Consider the following 15,269-nt stretch of genomic DNA (forward strand, 5'->3'; position numbering starts at 1 on the left):
TGTCGTCCGAAAACCGCTTCACACTTTTCGGCATCGTGCTCCAGGCCAGACGATCGCCGAAGTCCGACGTTTCGCGGCGCGTACGGCTCATTCCAACCATTTTCCGATATCCCCCAAAACGTCAGGCGCGAGCTGCCGTCGCCTCTTTGTGCTGCGCTGCAGCAACGAATCCGGCTTGACATAATTAATGGAGAGTGAGTAATTGCCCAAAGCCAAGGCAAATGCTCAACTTGGTTTATGGGAGGAATTTAATGAAACTTCGCACGCTCACCCTGGGCCTGTTGTCGGCCAGCGCCCTTGCATTCGCCGCGCATGCCGAATCCATCACCATCGCCACCGTCAACAATGGCGACATGGTCCGCATGCAGAAGCTGACCGACGACTTCACCAAGGCGAATCCCGACATCCAGCTCAACTGGGTCACGCTCGAGGAAAACGTCCTGCGCGAGCGCGTCACCACCGACATCGCCACCAAGGGCGGTCAGTATGACGTGATGACCATCGGCACCTACGAAGTGCCGATCTGGGCCAAGCAGAGCTGGCTGTTGGCGCTCGACAAGCTCGGCGACGACTATGACGCCAAGGACATCATCCCGGCCATCGCCGGCGGCCTTTCGGTCGACGGCAAGCTTTATGCCGCGCCCTTCTACGGCGAAAGCTCCTTCGTCATGTACCGCAAGGACCTGATGGAGAAGGCCGGGCTGACCATGCCCGACGCGCCCACCTGGGACTTCATCAAGCAGGCCGCCGACAAGATGACCGACCGCGCCAATGGCGTGAACGGCGTCTGCCTGCGCGGCAAGGCCGGCTGGGGCGAGAACATGGCGTTCCTGACCGCCATGTCGAACTCCTTCGGCGCTCGCTGGTTCGACGAGAACTGGAAGCCGCAGTTCGACCAGCCGGAATGGAAGAACACGCTGCAGTTCTATGTCGACCTGATGAAGGCCGACGGCCCCGAGGGCGCCTCGTCCAACGGCTTCAACGAGAACCTGGCGCTGTTCCAGCAAGGCAAATGCGGCATGTGGATCGACGCCACGGTCGCCGCCTCCTTCGTCTCCGACCCGAAGAACTCGACGGTCGCCGACAAGGTCGGCTATGCGCTGGCGCCCGACAACGGGCTCGGCAAGCGCGGCAACTGGCTGTGGGCCTGGTCATTGGCCATTCCCGCCGGCACACAGAAGGCCGAAGCGGCGGAGAAGTTCGTCGCCTGGGCAACGAGCAAGCACTATGCCGAACTCGTCGCTTCGAAGGAAGGCTGGGCCAATGCTCCGCCCGGAACGCGCTCCTCGCTCTACGCCAATCCCGAGTACCAGAAGGCAGCGCCCTTCGCCAAGATGACGCTGGACTCCATCAACGCCGCCGATCCGACGCACCCGACTGTCAAGCCGGTGCCTTATGTCGGCGTCCAGTTCGTCGCCATCCCTGAGTTCCAGGGACTTGGCACCACCGTCGGCCAGCTCTTCTCGGCGGCACTCGCCGGTCAGTCGAGCGTCGACGATGCCTTGAAGCAGGCCCAGGACGCCGCCACCGCGACGATGACCGAGGGCGGTTATATCCAGTAAGGCTCCTCCCGGTGCCGAGCCGGTAGCGCATCGCGACCGGCTCCACCGTGACCAGCAGGGCGGCCGCCCGAGTCCCAGTTCGGGCGGCCACCTTCACCACCTGAAAATTGTGGCTGACCTTTGAAGGGTGACCGTCATGGCTACTCAGCAGACCCGTTCGCTTGCCCGCTTCATGATGGCGCCATCCGTGGTGCTGCTGTTCGTCTGGATGATTGTGCCGCTGGTCATCACCATTTGGTTCTCCTTCCAGCAATACAATCCGCTGAACCCGATCCGCGATGGCTTCATCGGCTTTTCCAACTACGCGCTGTTCTATTCCAACCCGGCCTTCCTGCAGTCGATCATCAACACGCTTGTCCTCGTGGGCAGCGTTCTGTTGATCACGGTGATCGGCGGCATCGCGCTCGCGCTGCTGATCGACCAGCCGATGTGGGGGCAGGGGATCGTCCGCATCCTCGTCATCTCGCCTTTCTTCGTCATGCCGCCGGTTGCGGCCCTTGTGTGGAAGAACATGATCATGCATCCGCAATACGGCGTCTTTGCCGACATTGCGCGCTTCTTCGGCGGGCAGCCGATCGACTGGTTCGGGCAATATCCGCTGACCGCCATCATCATCATTGTCGCCTGGCAGTGGCTGCCCTTTGCGACGCTGATCCTGCTGACCTCCCTTCAATCACTTGATGGCGAGCAGAAGGAAGCCGCTGAGATGGACGGCGCCAGCTTCGTCAGCCGCTTCATCTATCTGACGCTGCCGCACATGTCGCGCGCCATCACCGTCGTCATCCTGATCCAGACGATCTTCCTGCTGTCGGTCTATGCCGAAATCCTCGTCACCACCAATGGCGGCCCGGGCTACGCTTCCACCAACCTGCCCTTCCTCGTCTACCAGAAGGCGCTGCTCGAGTTCAAAATCGGCCAGGCATCCGCCGGTGGCGTGATCGCCGTCATTCTCGCCAACATCGTTGCCTTCTTCGCCATGCGCGCCGTCGGCAAGAACCTGGACAAATAGGGAGGATAAGATGGCACGTGCAGTCACCACCCAGCACAAGACGATCGCGACCGCGGCCGCCTGGATCGTCGCCCTGCTGATCTTCTTCCCGATCCTCTATACGGTCATCACCTCGTTCAAGTCGGAACAGGAGGCGATCCAGGGCTTCAACCTGTTCCCGTCGGGGACCACGGAAAGCTATTCCGAGGTCCAGGCGCAGAGCGGCTATTTCAAGTTCTTCCTCAACTCGGTGCTGTTGTCGGTCGGCTCGACAATCCTGGCCCTGCTTGTCGCCATACCGGCGGCGTGGTCGATGGCCTTCTCGCCGACCAAGCGCACCAAGGACATATTGATGTGGATGCTGTCCACCAAGATGATGCCGGCGGTCGCCGTGCTGTTTCCCATCTATCTGATCTTCCGCGACACCGGATTGCTGGACAGCCGCATCGGCCTGATGATCATGCTGATGCTGATCAACCTGCCGATCGTGGTGTGGATGCTCTACACCTACTTCCGCGAAATCCCGGGCGAGATCCTGGAGGCAGCGCGCATGGACGGCGCCTCGCTGTGGAACGAGATCGTCTATGTGCTGACGCCGATGGCGGTGCCGGGCATCGCCTCGACTATGCTCCTCAACATCATCCTGGCCTGGAACGAGGCGTTCTGGACCATCCGGCTGACCACCACCGAAGCCGCACCGCTCACCGCCTTCATCAGCTCCTTCTCCAGTCCGCAAGGCCTGTTCTGGGCGAAACTGTCGGCAGCCTCGACACTGGCGATCGCGCCGATCCTGATCATGGGCTGGTTCAGCCAGAAGCAGCTGGTGCGCGGCCTGACATTTGGTGCCGTGAAGTAGGGACGTTGCTCGAAGCATCTGGCGAAAAATAACCCCTCGGGGAGGAAACCATGGGAAACATCACGCTCAAGAACGTCTCCAAGTCCTTCGGGTCGACGGTCATCATCCCGGGCATCGATCTGGTGATCGAGAATGGCGAGTTCGTCGTCTTCGTCGGACCGTCGGGCTGCGGCAAGTCCACGCTGCTGCGCCTGATCGCCGGGCTGGAGGACACCAGCGGCGGCACCATCAACATCGACGGCCGTGACGTGACCGGCGAAGCGCCGGCCAAGCGCAAGCTCGCCATGGTGTTCCAGTCCTATGCGCTCTACCCGCATATGACGGTGGCCAAGAACATTGCCTTCCCGCTGAAGATGGCCGGCGAGGACCAGGCGACCATCGACAGGAAGGTGAAGGACGCCGCGCGTGTGCTGAACCTCACCAACTATCTCGAGCGTCGTCCCGGCCAGCTTTCCGGTGGCCAGCGCCAGCGCGTCGCCATCGGCCGCGCCATCGTGCGTCAGCCTTCGGCCTTCCTGTTCGACGAGCCGCTGTCCAACCTCGACGCGGCGCTGCGCGGCACCATGCGCCTCGAGATCAGCGAACTGCACCATCAGCTCAAGACGACGATGATCTACGTCACCCACGACCAGGTCGAGGCGATGACCATGGCCGACAAGATCGTCGTGCTCAACGCCGGCAACATCGAGCAGGTCGGCTCGCCGATGGAGCTTTACAAGACGCCGCGCAATCTGTTCGTCGCCGGTTTCATCGGCTCGCCCAAGATGAACCTGATCGAAGGTGCGCCGGCGGCCAAATATGGCGCCAAGACCGTCGGCATCCGGCCCGAGCACATGAACATCTCGGCCAATTCGGGCGACTGGAAAGCCACGGTCGGTGTCGCCGAGCATCTCGGCTCCGACACCTTCCTGCACGTGCAGGCCGACGGCGTCGGGCCGCTGACGGTGCGTGCCGACGGCGAACTGGCCGTCCATCACGGCGACACGATCTATCTGACACCCGACAAGGCGAAGCTGCACCGCTTCGGTGCTGACGGAAAGGCGCTGGCGCAGTGAGACTGAAGGGTAAATCGGCGCTGATCACCGGATCGGCGCGCGGCATCGGCAAGGCCTTCGCCGAAGCCTATGTTCGCGAAGGCGCCACGGTGGCGATTGCCGACATCAATCTCGAAGCGGCGGAAAAGACCGCGTCCGAGATCGGCAAAAATGCCTATGCGCTCAGGCTCGACGTCGCCGACCTGTCCTCGATCGAGGCGGCGGTCAAGGCCGTCGAGGCCAGGACCGGCGGATTGGACATACTGATCAACAACGCCGCGCTTTTCGACCTGGCGCCGATCGGCGAGATCACCAAGGCGAGCTACGAAAAGCTGTTTTCCGTCAATGTCGGCGGCACGCTGTTCATGCTGCAGGCCGCGAGCCGCGCGATGATCGCCAGGGGCAAGGGCGGCAAGATCATCAACATGGCGAGCCAGGCCGGCCGGCGTGGCGAACCTCTGGTCGCCGTCTATTGCGCCACCAAGGCCGCCGTCATTTCGCTCACCCAGTCGGCCGGGCTTGCCCTGATCAAGCACCGCATCAACGTCAACGGCATCGCGCCCGGTGTCGTCGACAGCGATATGTGGGACGAGGTCGATGCGCTGTTCGCCAAATACGAGAACCGACCGAAGGGCGAAAAGCGGCGGCTGGTCGGCGAAGGCGTGCCTTATGGCCGCATGGGCAAGCCGGAAGACTTGACAGGCATGGCCGTGTTCCTGGCCAGCGACGAGGCCGACTACATCGTCGCCCAGACCTACAATGTCGACGGCGGCCAGTGGATGAGTTGAGGGGGTGATGGCACTCTTCTCCCCGTCCCTCCACGGGGAGAAGAGCTGTCCCGCCAAAGGGTAAAAAGCCGATGACCGTGAAACTTTCTTCGTCAAGCCTCGCCAATCTTCCTGCCAAGGTTGCTGGCCCGAAATACGATCGCGCCGCGCTGAAGGCCGGTATCGTGCATTTCGGCGTCGGCAATTTCCATCGCTCGCATCAGGCGGTCTATCTCGACGACCTGTTCAATTCGGGTGCTGGCCATGACTGGGCAATCGTCGGCGCCGGCGTATTCGAAGGCGAGAAGGTCGGCCGTGGCAAGCTTGAAGAGCAGGACTGGCTGACCACTGTCGTCGAGCAGGATAGCGGCCATATGAGCGCTCGCGTCACCGGCGTCATGATCGACTTCCTGATGCCGGGCGATGCCAAGGCGATCATCGAGCAGCTTGCCGATCCGGCAATCAGGATCGTCTCGCTGACCATCACCGAGGGCGGCTATTTCATCGACCCCGCGTCGGGCCTGTTCAATCCCGCCCATCCCGACATCGTCGCCGACGCTCAGCCGGGTGCTGTACCGAAGACTGTCTTCGGCATCATCCTTGCCGGCCTGGTGCGCCGTCGCGATGACGGCATCGTGCCGTTCACGGTCATGTCCTGCGACAACATCCCTCACAATGGCCACGTCACATCCGATGGCGTCATCGGCCTCGCCCGTCTGATCGACGAGGATCTCGCCGACTGGATCAGCCAGAACGTCGCCTTCCCGAATGGCATGGTCGACCGCATCACCCCGGCCACCACCGATCGCGAGCGCGGCATATTGGCCAGCGAGTTCGGCCTTGAGGACAACTGGCCGGTGTTCTGCGAGCCGTTCCGCCAATGGGTGCTGGAGGATCATTTCACCGACGGCAGGCCACCGCTGGAAAAGGTCGGCGTGCAGTTCGTCAGGGATGTCGCTCCCTATGAGCTGATGAAGATCCGCATCCTCAATGGCGGCCATGCCACCATTGCCTATCCGGCCGGGCTGATGGACATCCATTTCGTCCATGAGGCGATGCAGGAGCCGCTGGTGCGCGACTTTCTTGCCAAGCTGGAGCATGATGAGATCATCCCGACGGTGCCGCCGGTGCCGGACACGAAGCTGGAAGACTACTATCAGCTCATCGAGAGCCGCTTCTCCAACCCGAAGATCGGCGACACCATCCGCAGGCTTTGTCTCGACGGCTCCAACCGCCAACCGAAATTCATCATTCCGACCATTGCCGACCGGCTGAAGGCGGGAAAGTGTATCACCGGTCTCGCGCTGGAATCAGCGCTCTGGTGCCGTTATTGCTTCGGCACGACGGATAGCGGCGCCATCATCGAGCCCAACGATCCGAGCTGGGACCGGCTGCAGACGACGGCAAAAGCGGCAAAGGATGCGCCGGCCGCCTGGCTTGCCATGGAGGACATCTATGGTGACGTCGGCCGCTCGGCGCCTTTCGCCGAAGCCTTCGCGCGCGCGCTCGAGCTGCTCTGGGCGAACGGAGCGCGCGCGACGCTGACGCAGTATCTCGCCGGCAAGCTCTGAGATCGGCCACCGCGATGGCGCCCGAACTGGTCATTTTCGACTGTGACGGCGTGCTGGTCGACAGCGAGGCGCTGTCGGTCGCCGCACTGCTCGGCATGATCGCGCTCGCCGGCGGTACGCTCGGCGAGGATGCGGCCTACGAGCATTTCCTCGGCAGGAGCATGAAGAGCGTCCGCGAAATCCTCGGCCGCGACTTCGGGCTCGACATCACCGACGGGCATCTCACCGCGATGCGCGTCGAGCTGATGCGCAAATTTCGCGAGGAGCTGAAGCCGATGCCCGGCATCACGGAAGTACTGCCCAGGCTCGGCGTGCCATACTGCGTCGCCTCATCCGGTACGCTCGATCGCATCCGCTATGCGCTCGACATAACCGGGCTGCTCGAGCTCATGGAGCCGCATCTGTTCAGCGCCACCATGGTCGCGCGTGGCAAACCCGCGCCCGACCTCTTCCTTCACGCTGCAGCCAGCATGCGGGCACATCCGAGGAACTGCCTCGTCGTCGAGGACAGTCCGGCGGGCATCGCGGCGGCGCGGGAGGCGGGCATGCGCGTCTTTGCCTTCACCGGCGGCTCGCATGCCGGCAACCCGGCCTTGAAAGCGCGGCTTGCGTCGAGTGAGCCGGACTTTATATTCGCTGACATGCTGCAATTGCCCGATCTGATTGCAGGCCTGGGAGCGAGAGTAAAAGCATCTTGACCAACAGTTTCGTTTGCGCGGTCGACGTCGGCACCGGGAGCGCCCGTGCGGGCATTCTCGACACCAAAGGCACCTTGCTCGGTCGCGCCGAGCGTCCAATCGCCATGAACCAGCCCAAGGCCGATCACGCCGAGCACAATTCCGAGGACATCTGGTCGGCGGTCTGTGTTGCCGTACGCGCCGCGCGCGAAAAATCGGGCGTGACGGCGAACGACATTGTCGGCATCTCCTTCGACGCCACCTGCTCGCTGGTGGTGCGCGACAAGGACGGCAGCCAGCTCAGCGTATCCGTCACCGGTGAAAGGCGCTGGGATACAATCGTCTGGCTCGATCACCGCGCCATTGCCGAGGCCGACGAATGCACCAAAAGCGGCCATGCCGTGCTCGACTATATTGGCGGCGTCATGTCGCCGGAGATGGCGACGCCGAAGCTGATGTGGCTGAAGCGTAACCTGCCCGGCACATGGAATGAAGCCGGCTACCTTTTTGATCTTACCGATTTCCTCACCTGGAAAGCGACGGGATCGCTTGCCCGCTCGCAATGCACGCTGACCGCGAAATGGACCTATCTGGCGCATGAGGAAACCGGTTGGCGGCGCGATTTCTTCGAGACGGTGGGGCTAGCGGATCTCTTCCAGCACGGCAATCTGCCAGAGAAGGCAAGCCCGGTAGGGACCGATATAGGCGCTCTCTCCGCCGAAGCGGCGGCGGAGCTTGGCCTGACCGAAAAGTGCCGGGTGGGAGCCGGAGTCATCGACGCCTATGCCGGCGCGCTCGGCGTGCTCGGCGGTTTCGCCGGTGATGACAAGAATATCGGCCGGCACCTGGCATTGATCGCCGGCACATCGTCCTGCGTCATGGCGATGTCGCCCGACCCGCAGCCTTTCGCCGGCGTCTGGGGCCCGTATTATGGCGCGGCGCTTCCCGGCCTCTGGCTGTCGGAAGGCGGCCAGTCGGCCACTGGCGCACTGCTCGACCATATCATCCGCTGGCACGGCGCCGGCGGCGAGCCGGACGCCACCATGCATGCCAGGATCGCCCGGCGTGTCGCCGAACTGCGCGCCGCCGACGGCGAAAACCTGGCGGCAAGGCTGCATGTGCTGCCGGATTTCCACGGCAACCGCTCACCGCTCGCCGACCCGCATGCGGTCGGCGTTATCAGCGGGCTGACGCTCGATTCCTCCTTCGACAGCCTGTGCAAGCTCTATTGGCGCACCGCCGTCGGCATCGCGCTCGGCGTGCGCCATGTGCTGGAGGCGCTGAACGAGAACGGCTATCTGATCGACACGCTGCATGTTACCGGCGGTCACACCAAGAACCCGCTTCTGATGGAACTTTATGCCGACGCCACCGGCTGCACCGTGGTCGAGCCGCTCGCCGACGAGGCGGTGCTGCTCGGCACCGGCATGGTGGCGGCCACCGCCGCCGGGCTTTTTCCCGATCTGAATGCTGCTTGCGTCGCCATGCAGCAGGGCGGCAAGAAGCGGCTGTCGAATCCGGCAGCCAGCGGCCGGTTCGACCGCGACTACCGCGTGTTCCTCGAGATGCATCGGCAGAGGCAGGCGCTGGACGAAATCAGATAGTTTCGCCGCTATCTCTGGTTCCAGCGCCGGACGACCGGTTCGCCAAGGTCGTGCTCGTAGCCGAGCACGCATATGCTGGCGGTATCCAGTACGAAGAGAGCGCCGTCTTGCGGCGGCAGGCCGAGCCAGCGCGCCGCCAGCACCCGCAGGAAATGCGCGCTTGAAAATACCAGGACATTGCCGTTGACGGCGCGCAATTCGCTGACGATCCGGTCCGCCCTCGCGCCGGCATCCTGCGCCATCTCGCCGTCCGGACAACCGTCGCGAAAAAGCCGCCAGCCCGGCCGCTCGGCAAGGATCTGCTTCGTGGTCAGCCCTTCGTAGGCGCCATAATCCCACTCCGCCAGGTCTGGCTTTTTGAGCCCGGCCGCACCGAAGCCGGCCAGCGCGCAGGTCCTGAAGGCGCGCTGTGACGGGCTCGACCACACGGCCTGGAACGACAGGCCTTGCAGGCGCCCGGCTAACCGCCGGGCGGCCTCCTCGCCGGCAGGCGTCAACGGTATGTCGGTTCGCCCCGTGTGCTTTCCCGACGCACTCCATTCGGTCTCGCCGTGCCGAACCAGGGTGATTTCCGCAAACCCGCTCATGCGCATGCCTTTCGACTGCCGTTCGGCAGGACTGCCGGTGACGCAAACCATAGCGGCTTCCGCGGCGCCCCCAAAGAGCGTGTTTGAAAATCGCTCCGCATGCTGGCTTAACCCTTGCCGATACCAGCCTCTTGCCATGGCGGCTCATTTCATGGACAAGCCATGCCGTTAATGCGGAATCTAGACCGACCACGGTCATTTTCCGCGCTGAGACGCGGCTTCCGGCTCTTTTCGCCGACGCGCCGCAATCGGATAGGCGAAACAATGTCTGTGATGGAAGCCGGCGCTTGCGCACCGGAAAATCTTTGGCGTCAGGAAATCAGGGCGATGCTGGCGCTCGCCTGGCCGATGGTGCTGACCAATCTCGGCCAGACCGCGATGACCGCCACCGACGTCATGATGATGGGCCGGCTGGGGCCGGACACGCTGGCCAGCGGCGCGCTCGGCGCCAATCTCTATTTCATGCCGATGATCTTCGGGCTCGGCCTGATGCTGGCGACCTCGCCGATGATGGCGACCGAGCTTGGCCGCCGCCGCCATTCCGTGCGCGACCTGCGCCGCACCGTGCGGCAAGGCCTGTGGCTGGCGATCCTCATCTCAATTCCGATCTGGATCGTGCTTTGGTACGGCGAGGCAATTTTGCTCGCCATGGGCCAGGAACCGGCGCTGGCGCATCAGGCCGGCATCTACCTGCGTTGGCTGGAATGGGCGGTGCTGCCCTTCTACGGCTATATCGTGCTGCGTTCGTTCATTTCGGCGCTGGAGCGGCCGGGCTGGGCGCTGGTCATCGTCTTCGTTGCCGTCGCCTGCAATGTCCTCTTCAACTGGATGTTCATGTTCGGCAATCTCGGCGTGCCGGCGATGGGCATTGCTGGGTCCGGCCTCGCCACTACGCTGTCCAGTATGCTGATGTTCGCCGGCATGGCGGCGGTGCTGTTGCTCGAGCCGAAGTTTCGCCGCTACCGCATGTTCGGGCGCTTCTGGCGGGCCGACTGGCCGCGCTTCAAGGGGCTGTTGCGGCTCGGCCTGCCGATCGCCGGCATCCTTGCCTTCGAGGTGACGATCTTCAACGCGGCGGCTCTGCTCATGGGTCTGATCGATGCGGACTCACTTGCCGCGCACGCCATCGCCATCCAGATCGCCTCGATCTCCTTCATGGTGCCGCTCGGCCTCAATCAGGCGGCGACCGTACGCGTCGGGCTGGCACACGGTGCCGGCAATCGGGAAGGCGTTTCCCGCGCCGGCTGGACCGCCTTCGTCATCGGCGTGTCCTTCATGGCGCTGACGGGACTGGTGATGATCCTGTGGCCGCGGCTCTTGATCAGCGCCTTCATCGATCTCGGCAATCCGGCCAATACGAGAGTGATCGCCCTTGCCGTATCATTTCTGGCCTTTGCCGCGCTGTTCCAGATTTTCGACGGCGCGCAGGCCGTGGCCGCCGGCATGCTGCGCGGCCTGCACGACACCAAGGTGCCGATGATCTACGCCGCGATCGGCTATTGGGGCGTCGGCCTGCCGCTCGGCGTGCTGCTGGCGTTCGATTTCGGTTTCAACGGTGTCGGCATCTGGATCGGCCTGTCGTCGGGATTGGCCGCGGTGGCGGCGCTGCTCATGGTCCGCTGGCTGCGGCGCGACCGCATCGCGCCGCCGCTGGCGTTTGGTCATTGAAAGCAAGGCAGACGCCGGCTCGCCCGGTGCCGTCATCTCCTGACATTGCGACTAATTAAGCGGCGCGCCTTCAGCCCACGAATATTCACCAAGCACCAAAAGCACATCAGGGTTGCCTCAGCCGGCGTCTACCCATGGCGCGCGGTCCGCGCTCAGCCAACCCTATTTGATGGACCGGTGATGTTGACCATAAGATACCTACCTGCTAGTAGGTAGACATTCAATCAAACCAACGTGGAAAACAGGCATGCTTGCTCAAAACACTGACAACCTCGCTCAAGCTTCAAACACATGGCTCAAAAGCTATTACCTTGTGCGATTCGCCGTCTCCGCGGCATGGGTCGCACTGGCCTTTACCGTCGCCAAGACCATGCCGCCATTGGCTGCGATCATGCTGGTGGCGTATCCTGCCTGGGACGCCTTGGCGAACGTCATCGACGCCCGGCGCACAGGCGGGATGAGCCGCAATAAGTCGCAGCTGCTGAACTTTGTCATCAGCGTGCTTGCCACTCTGGCGGTCGCTATCGCGCTGACCAACAGCATGAACGCGGTGCTCGCGGTTTATGGCGTCTGGGCGGTTCTATCTGGGCTGTTTCAACTGATTACTGCCGTGCGGCGCTGGAAGACCAGTGGCGCGCAGTGGGCGATGATCTTGAGCGGCGCTCAATCGGCGCTGGCCGGAATCTTCTTTGTGAAGATGGCTGGCGGCGTTGAAGATATCGGCATCACGAATGTCGCGCCATACGCTGCGTTTGGCGCATTCTACTTCCTGGTGTCGGCGGTGTGGCTGACGGTCAGCGACATCCTTCGAAAGTCACCGCGGATCGCCAGCTAGGGCATTTTGCAGCAGCCAAGTGGTCACACTTGGCGTCGCACAAATGCGGCTAAAACAAACAGATAGAGCGGGATGCATGTTCAATCCAAATGCATACCGCTCTAGGGGCGCCCCTTGAAACTGTCCGATATGCTGTCGTTCTTTTATGCCGACGACTGGTGCGCTGTCTTCCTGGGACGGCGCATTTCTTTTCGAAACAGACTGGCAGTTGAACCGGACTCTCGGTCCGCCGGCTCGGCCAAAACTTGCAAGGATCGGCAGAATTTCCTACCTCAACCTATCAGAAGGTAGACAATGAACACTGCACTGGGTGACACTGCGGGCAAATTGGTTGGCGGAGCCGCCCAGCTCATCATGCGTGTCGGCTACAACGGCTTCAGCTATGCCGACCTGTCGGAGCGCTTTGGCATCCGCAAGGCCAGCATCCATCACCACTTCCCCTCGAAAGTCGATTTGGTCGTGGCAGTTGTCGAACAAGCGCGTGCCGGTATCCGAGCCCAGATTGCGGCGCTGGAGGAAGGCTCGCCGGTCGCAATAGATCAGCTGCGGTTTTATACAGGGTATTGGGAACGCTGTATCAAGGATCAATCCGCTCCCTTCTGCCTGGCTGCCGTGCTGGCGGCGGAATTGCCCGGTCTGCCCGAAGAGGTGGCAGTTTCCGTACGCGGCCATTTCGCCGACCTCGGCAAATGGCTGGAGCGGCTGCTGGAACTAGGCGCAAAGCAGGGGTCAGTGCGTCTAGAGGCATCCCCCGACGTCGAGGCGCAAGCTTTCATGGCGGCCGTATACGGAGCCATGCTCGCCGCCCGGGCGTTCGATGACCCGGAGCGGTTTAACGTGATCGTGGAGACTCTTTTTCGTCGCATTCGCGCCTGACGCTTTCGAACGAGGCGTTCGAGCACCAACCGCCGTCGATGCAGGTCGATGCAACATGCTCGCGGCTCACTGGGCAGCCGCCCGCCGTTCGAGCGAGCGTGCGTATTGCGTCAGCGGGAAGCACATGGCGAAGAAGATCAGCGCGACCAGCCCGTAGACCTTGAACGGCTCGAAGGTCGCGTTGTTGATCGCGTTAGAGGTTCTCACCAGTTCCTCGAAGCCGATGATCGAGGTCAGCGCCGTCGATTTGATCAGCTGCACCAGAAAGCCGACTGTCGGCGCGCGGGTGATCGAAAACGCTTGCGGCAGGATGATCAGCCTCAGTTCCTGGAGATAGTGAAGGCCGAGGCTGGCGCCGGCATCCCACTGGCCGCGCGGCAGCGCGTCGACGCCGCTGCGCCAGATCTCGGCCAGATAGGCGCTGGCGAAGAAGGTCAGGCCAAGTGCTGCCGCCGTCCATGGCTCGATGCGCAGGCCGAGCATCGGCAGGCCGAAGAACATCAGGAAGAGCTGCATCAACAGCGGCGTTCCCTGGAACAGCGCGATGTAGCCCGAGGCAATGCGCCGGCTCCATTTATTTTTGGCGATGCGGAAGAACAGCACGATCATGCCGACCACGCCGCCGCCGACGAAGGCTGCCAGCGACAGAAGCACGGTCCAGCGCGCCGCCAGCAGCAGGTTGCGCAAAATGTCCCAGAAGGTGAACTCGATCATGACACGCCGGCTCCCAGAACCCGACGTCCGCCCGCTACCAGCAGCCGGCGCAACCCCATCGACAGGATCAGGTAGACCATCGTCACCACCAGATAGGTCTCGAAGGCGCGGAAGGTGCGCGCCTGCAGCATGTCGGCCTCGTAAGTCAGTTCACGCACCGCGATCTGCGACACGACGGCCGATTCCAGCATCATGATGATGATCTGGCTGGTCAGCGCCGGATAGATGACCTTCAGCGCCTGCGGCAGCACGATCTTGACGAACACCTGGCGTGGCCTGAGCCCAAGCGCGAGTGCGGCTTCCGTCTGCCCGCGCGGCACCGCATCGAGCCCCGCGCCAACGATCTCGATCGTGTAGGCCGCCATGTTGAGCGTCATCGCCAGCATGGCGGCCAGGATCGGATCGAGCCTTATGCCGATGCTGGGCAGCCCGAAGAAGATGAAGAAGAGCTGCACCAGGAACGGTGTGTTGCGCATCACCTCGACATAGACGCCGATCACGCGCTTGAGCAGAACGGGGCCGTTTCGCCGCCCCGCCGCGCCAAGGATACTGAGGAACGTACCGGCCAGCGTGGTCACGACGATCAACAGGATCGTCGTGGCCGCGCCGCGCGCAATCGCGCCTGTCGCACCGGCAAGCCAGCCGAAATCGAGGCCGTAGCCCATGAGGATGGGTCCTGACCCTGAGGTCAGTCCTTCAGATTATCGGGATTGAGCGGCGTCTTCAGCCAGGCCTTCGAGCTTTCGTCCAGTCTGCCGTCGGCCAACATCTTGGCGACCGCGTCATTGACCGCCGTCTTCAACCGGTCCTCGTTCTTGTTGAGGCCGATATGCGAAGGCGAGGTCAGCAGCTGGAACTTCTGCTCCGGCTTCAGCGCCTCCTGGCGAGCAAGCACCTGGGCGCCGACATCGTTGCCGACCACCATCAACTGCGTCTGGCCCGAGATGAAGGCCTGGATGACGGAATTGTAGTTGTCGAAGCGGCGGATGTCGGCCGAAGCCGGCGCGGCCTCGGTCAGCGAAGTATCCTCCAGCGTGCCGCGGTTGACGGCGATCGACTTGTCGGCAAGGTCTTCCTTGCCTTTGACCGCGAGTGCGGCCGGGCCGATGACGGCGATGTAGTAGGGCGCGTAGGCGACGGCGAAATCGATCACCTGCTCGCGCTCCTTGGAGTAGCCGACGCTCATCAGTATGTCGACGCGCTTGTCGGTGAGGTACGGGATGCGGTTCTGGCCGGTGACACTGACCAGGTTGAGCTTCACCTTCAGGGAATCGGCGATGGCCTGCGCCACGTCGACGTCATAGCCCTTGATGCTCATGTCGGCGCTGGCCGAGGAGAAGGGCGGAAAGTCCGAGAAGATGCCGACATTGATGGCGCCAGCCTTGGTGATGTCGTCGATTGCGTCGGCACTGGCCTGGCTGGTGAAACCAAGGCCGGTAAGCATCAGTGCGGCGGCAATGGATGATTTGAGCTTCAAGTGAAGTGTCATTGTCGTTCCCCTGCTGGAAGCGTGTTTGTTTGAGGTTGGCC

15 protein-coding genes are annotated in these 15,269 nt (G+C 62.8%); 11 read left to right on the forward strand and 4 right to left on the reverse strand.

The window, feature by feature from the left end; genetic code table 11:
• The first annotated feature begins 251 nt into the window (after positions 1-251).
• The 8 genes from C9427_RS09375 (at position 252) to C9427_RS09410 (ending at position 9,059) form a co-directional block, all read left to right on the forward strand.
• A complete protein-coding gene (locus tag C9427_RS09375) occupies positions 252-1,562 on the forward strand; it encodes an ABC transporter substrate-binding protein (protein WP_107648866.1) in 1,311 nt (436 codons plus the stop codon).
• 136 nt (positions 1,563-1,698) lie between these two features.
• Complete coding sequence (locus tag C9427_RS09380) at positions 1,699-2,571, forward strand: carbohydrate ABC transporter permease (protein ID WP_107648867.1); 873 nt, start codon at positions 1,699-1,701, stop codon at positions 2,569-2,571.
• Positions 2,572-2,581: 10 nt separating this feature from the next.
• Positions 2,582-3,406, forward strand: a complete 825-nt coding sequence (locus tag C9427_RS09385; protein ID WP_107648868.1) for a carbohydrate ABC transporter permease — start codon at positions 2,582-2,584, stop codon at positions 3,404-3,406.
• A gap of 50 nt (positions 3,407-3,456) precedes the next feature.
• Positions 3,457-4,461 (forward strand): ABC transporter ATP-binding protein, encoded by a 1,005-nt coding sequence (locus C9427_RS09390; protein ID WP_107648870.1) that lies wholly within the window; start codon positions 3,457-3,459, stop codon positions 4,459-4,461.
• Positions 4,458-5,228: an L-iditol 2-dehydrogenase gene (locus tag C9427_RS09395; RefSeq protein ID WP_107648871.1), complete on the forward strand. Its 771-nt coding sequence runs from the start codon at positions 4,458-4,460 to the stop codon at positions 5,226-5,228. The genes C9427_RS09390 and C9427_RS09395 overlap by 4 nt, the downstream gene beginning before the upstream one ends.
• A 71-nt stretch (positions 5,229-5,299) precedes the next feature.
• Positions 5,300-6,778: a mannitol dehydrogenase family protein gene (locus C9427_RS09400; RefSeq protein WP_107648873.1), complete on the forward strand. Its 1,479-nt coding sequence runs from the start codon at positions 5,300-5,302 to the stop codon at positions 6,776-6,778.
• Between the two features lie 14 nt (positions 6,779-6,792).
• Positions 6,793-7,476 (forward strand): HAD family hydrolase, encoded by a 684-nt coding sequence (locus C9427_RS09405; protein WP_107648874.1) that lies wholly within the window; start codon positions 6,793-6,795, stop codon positions 7,474-7,476.
• The gene (locus C9427_RS09410; RefSeq protein ID WP_107648875.1) at positions 7,473-9,059 is read left to right on the forward strand and encodes an FGGY-family carbohydrate kinase; all 1,587 of its coding nucleotides are present in this window, start codon (positions 7,473-7,475) and stop codon (positions 9,057-9,059) included. The genes C9427_RS09405 and C9427_RS09410 overlap by 4 nt, the downstream gene beginning before the upstream one ends.
• Before the next feature lie 8 nt (positions 9,060-9,067).
• On the opposite strand, the gene C9427_RS09415 is transcribed toward C9427_RS09410, so the two are convergent.
• Positions 9,068-9,646, reverse strand: coding sequence for a histidine phosphatase family protein (locus C9427_RS09415; protein ID WP_107648916.1), 579 nt, complete (start codon positions 9,644-9,646; stop codon positions 9,068-9,070).
• A 264-nt stretch (positions 9,647-9,910) separates the two neighbouring features.
• Here C9427_RS09415 and C9427_RS09420 point away from each other — a divergent pair, with 264 nt between their 5' ends.
• The 3 genes from C9427_RS09420 (at position 9,911) to C9427_RS09430 (ending at position 13,025) form a co-directional block, all read left to right on the forward strand.
• Positions 9,911-11,314, forward strand: a complete 1,404-nt coding sequence (locus C9427_RS09420) for an MATE family efflux transporter (protein WP_107648877.1) — start codon at positions 9,911-9,913, stop codon at positions 11,312-11,314.
• Between the two features lie 247 nt (positions 11,315-11,561).
• Positions 11,562-12,149, forward strand: coding sequence for a DUF308 domain-containing protein (locus C9427_RS09425; protein WP_107648879.1), 588 nt, complete (start codon positions 11,562-11,564; stop codon positions 12,147-12,149).
• A 294-nt stretch (positions 12,150-12,443) separates the two neighbouring features.
• Complete coding sequence (locus C9427_RS09430; RefSeq protein WP_107648881.1) at positions 12,444-13,025, forward strand: TetR/AcrR family transcriptional regulator; 582 nt, start codon at positions 12,444-12,446, stop codon at positions 13,023-13,025.
• A gap of 66 nt (positions 13,026-13,091) precedes the next feature.
• Here C9427_RS09430 and C9427_RS09435 read toward each other — a convergent pair whose 3' ends face one another.
• Genes C9427_RS09435 through C9427_RS09445 form a run of 3 tightly spaced genes read right to left on the reverse strand, consistent with a single transcriptional unit; the run spans position 13,092 to position 15,228 of the window.
• Positions 13,092-13,739: an amino acid ABC transporter permease gene (locus C9427_RS09435; RefSeq protein WP_107648883.1), complete on the reverse strand. Its 648-nt coding sequence runs from the start codon at positions 13,737-13,739 to the stop codon at positions 13,092-13,094.
• Positions 13,736-14,404, reverse strand: coding sequence for an amino acid ABC transporter permease (locus C9427_RS09440; protein WP_107648884.1), 669 nt, complete (start codon positions 14,402-14,404; stop codon positions 13,736-13,738). The genes C9427_RS09435 and C9427_RS09440 overlap by 4 nt, the downstream gene beginning before the upstream one ends.
• A 23-nt stretch (positions 14,405-14,427) precedes the next feature.
• The gene (locus C9427_RS09445; RefSeq protein WP_107648885.1) at positions 14,428-15,228 is read right to left on the reverse strand and encodes a transporter substrate-binding domain-containing protein; all 801 of its coding nucleotides are present in this window, start codon (positions 15,226-15,228) and stop codon (positions 14,428-14,430) included.
• Positions 15,229-15,269: the final 41 nt, after the last annotated feature.

The sequence above is a fragment of the Mesorhizobium helmanticense genome (assembly GCF_003034915.1).
Classification (GTDB): Bacteria; Pseudomonadota; Alphaproteobacteria; order Rhizobiales; family Rhizobiaceae; genus Mesorhizobium; species Mesorhizobium helmanticense.

Excerpts from the sequence above, each read along its gene's own strand:
- C9427_RS09405 (WP_107648874.1), top strand. The coding sequence starts at position 6,793 with ATGGCGCCCGAACTGGTCATTTTCGACTGTGACGGCGTGCTGGTCGAC.
- C9427_RS09430 (WP_107648881.1), top strand. The coding sequence starts at position 12,444 with ATGAACACTGCACTGGGTGACACTGCGGGCAAATTGGTTGGCGGAGCC.
- C9427_RS09380 (WP_107648867.1), top strand. The coding sequence starts at position 1,699 with ATGGCTACTCAGCAGACCCGTTCGCTTGCCCGCTTCATGATGGCGCCA.
- C9427_RS09390 (WP_107648870.1), top strand. The coding sequence starts at position 3,457 with ATGGGAAACATCACGCTCAAGAACGTCTCCAAGTCCTTCGGGTCGACG.
- C9427_RS09435 (WP_107648883.1), bottom strand. The coding sequence starts at position 13,739 with ATGATCGAGTTCACCTTCTGGGACATTTTGCGCAACCTGCTGCTGGCG.
- C9427_RS09420 (WP_107648877.1), top strand. The coding sequence starts at position 9,911 with ATGTCTGTGATGGAAGCCGGCGCTTGCGCACCGGAAAATCTTTGGCGT.
- C9427_RS09445 (WP_107648885.1), bottom strand. The coding sequence starts at position 15,228 with ATGACACTTCACTTGAAGCTCAAATCATCCATTGCCGCCGCACTGATG.
- C9427_RS09400 (WP_107648873.1), top strand. The coding sequence starts at position 5,300 with ATGACCGTGAAACTTTCTTCGTCAAGCCTCGCCAATCTTCCTGCCAAG.
- C9427_RS09425 (WP_107648879.1), top strand. The coding sequence starts at position 11,562 with ATGCTTGCTCAAAACACTGACAACCTCGCTCAAGCTTCAAACACATGG.
- C9427_RS09385 (WP_107648868.1), top strand. The coding sequence starts at position 2,582 with ATGGCACGTGCAGTCACCACCCAGCACAAGACGATCGCGACCGCGGCC.
- C9427_RS09375 (WP_107648866.1), top strand. The coding sequence starts at position 252 with ATGAAACTTCGCACGCTCACCCTGGGCCTGTTGTCGGCCAGCGCCCTT.
- C9427_RS09415 (WP_107648916.1), bottom strand. The coding sequence starts at position 9,646 with ATGAGCGGGTTTGCGGAAATCACCCTGGTTCGGCACGGCGAGACCGAA.
- C9427_RS09440 (WP_107648884.1), bottom strand. The coding sequence starts at position 14,404 with ATGGGCTACGGCCTCGATTTCGGCTGGCTTGCCGGTGCGACAGGCGCG.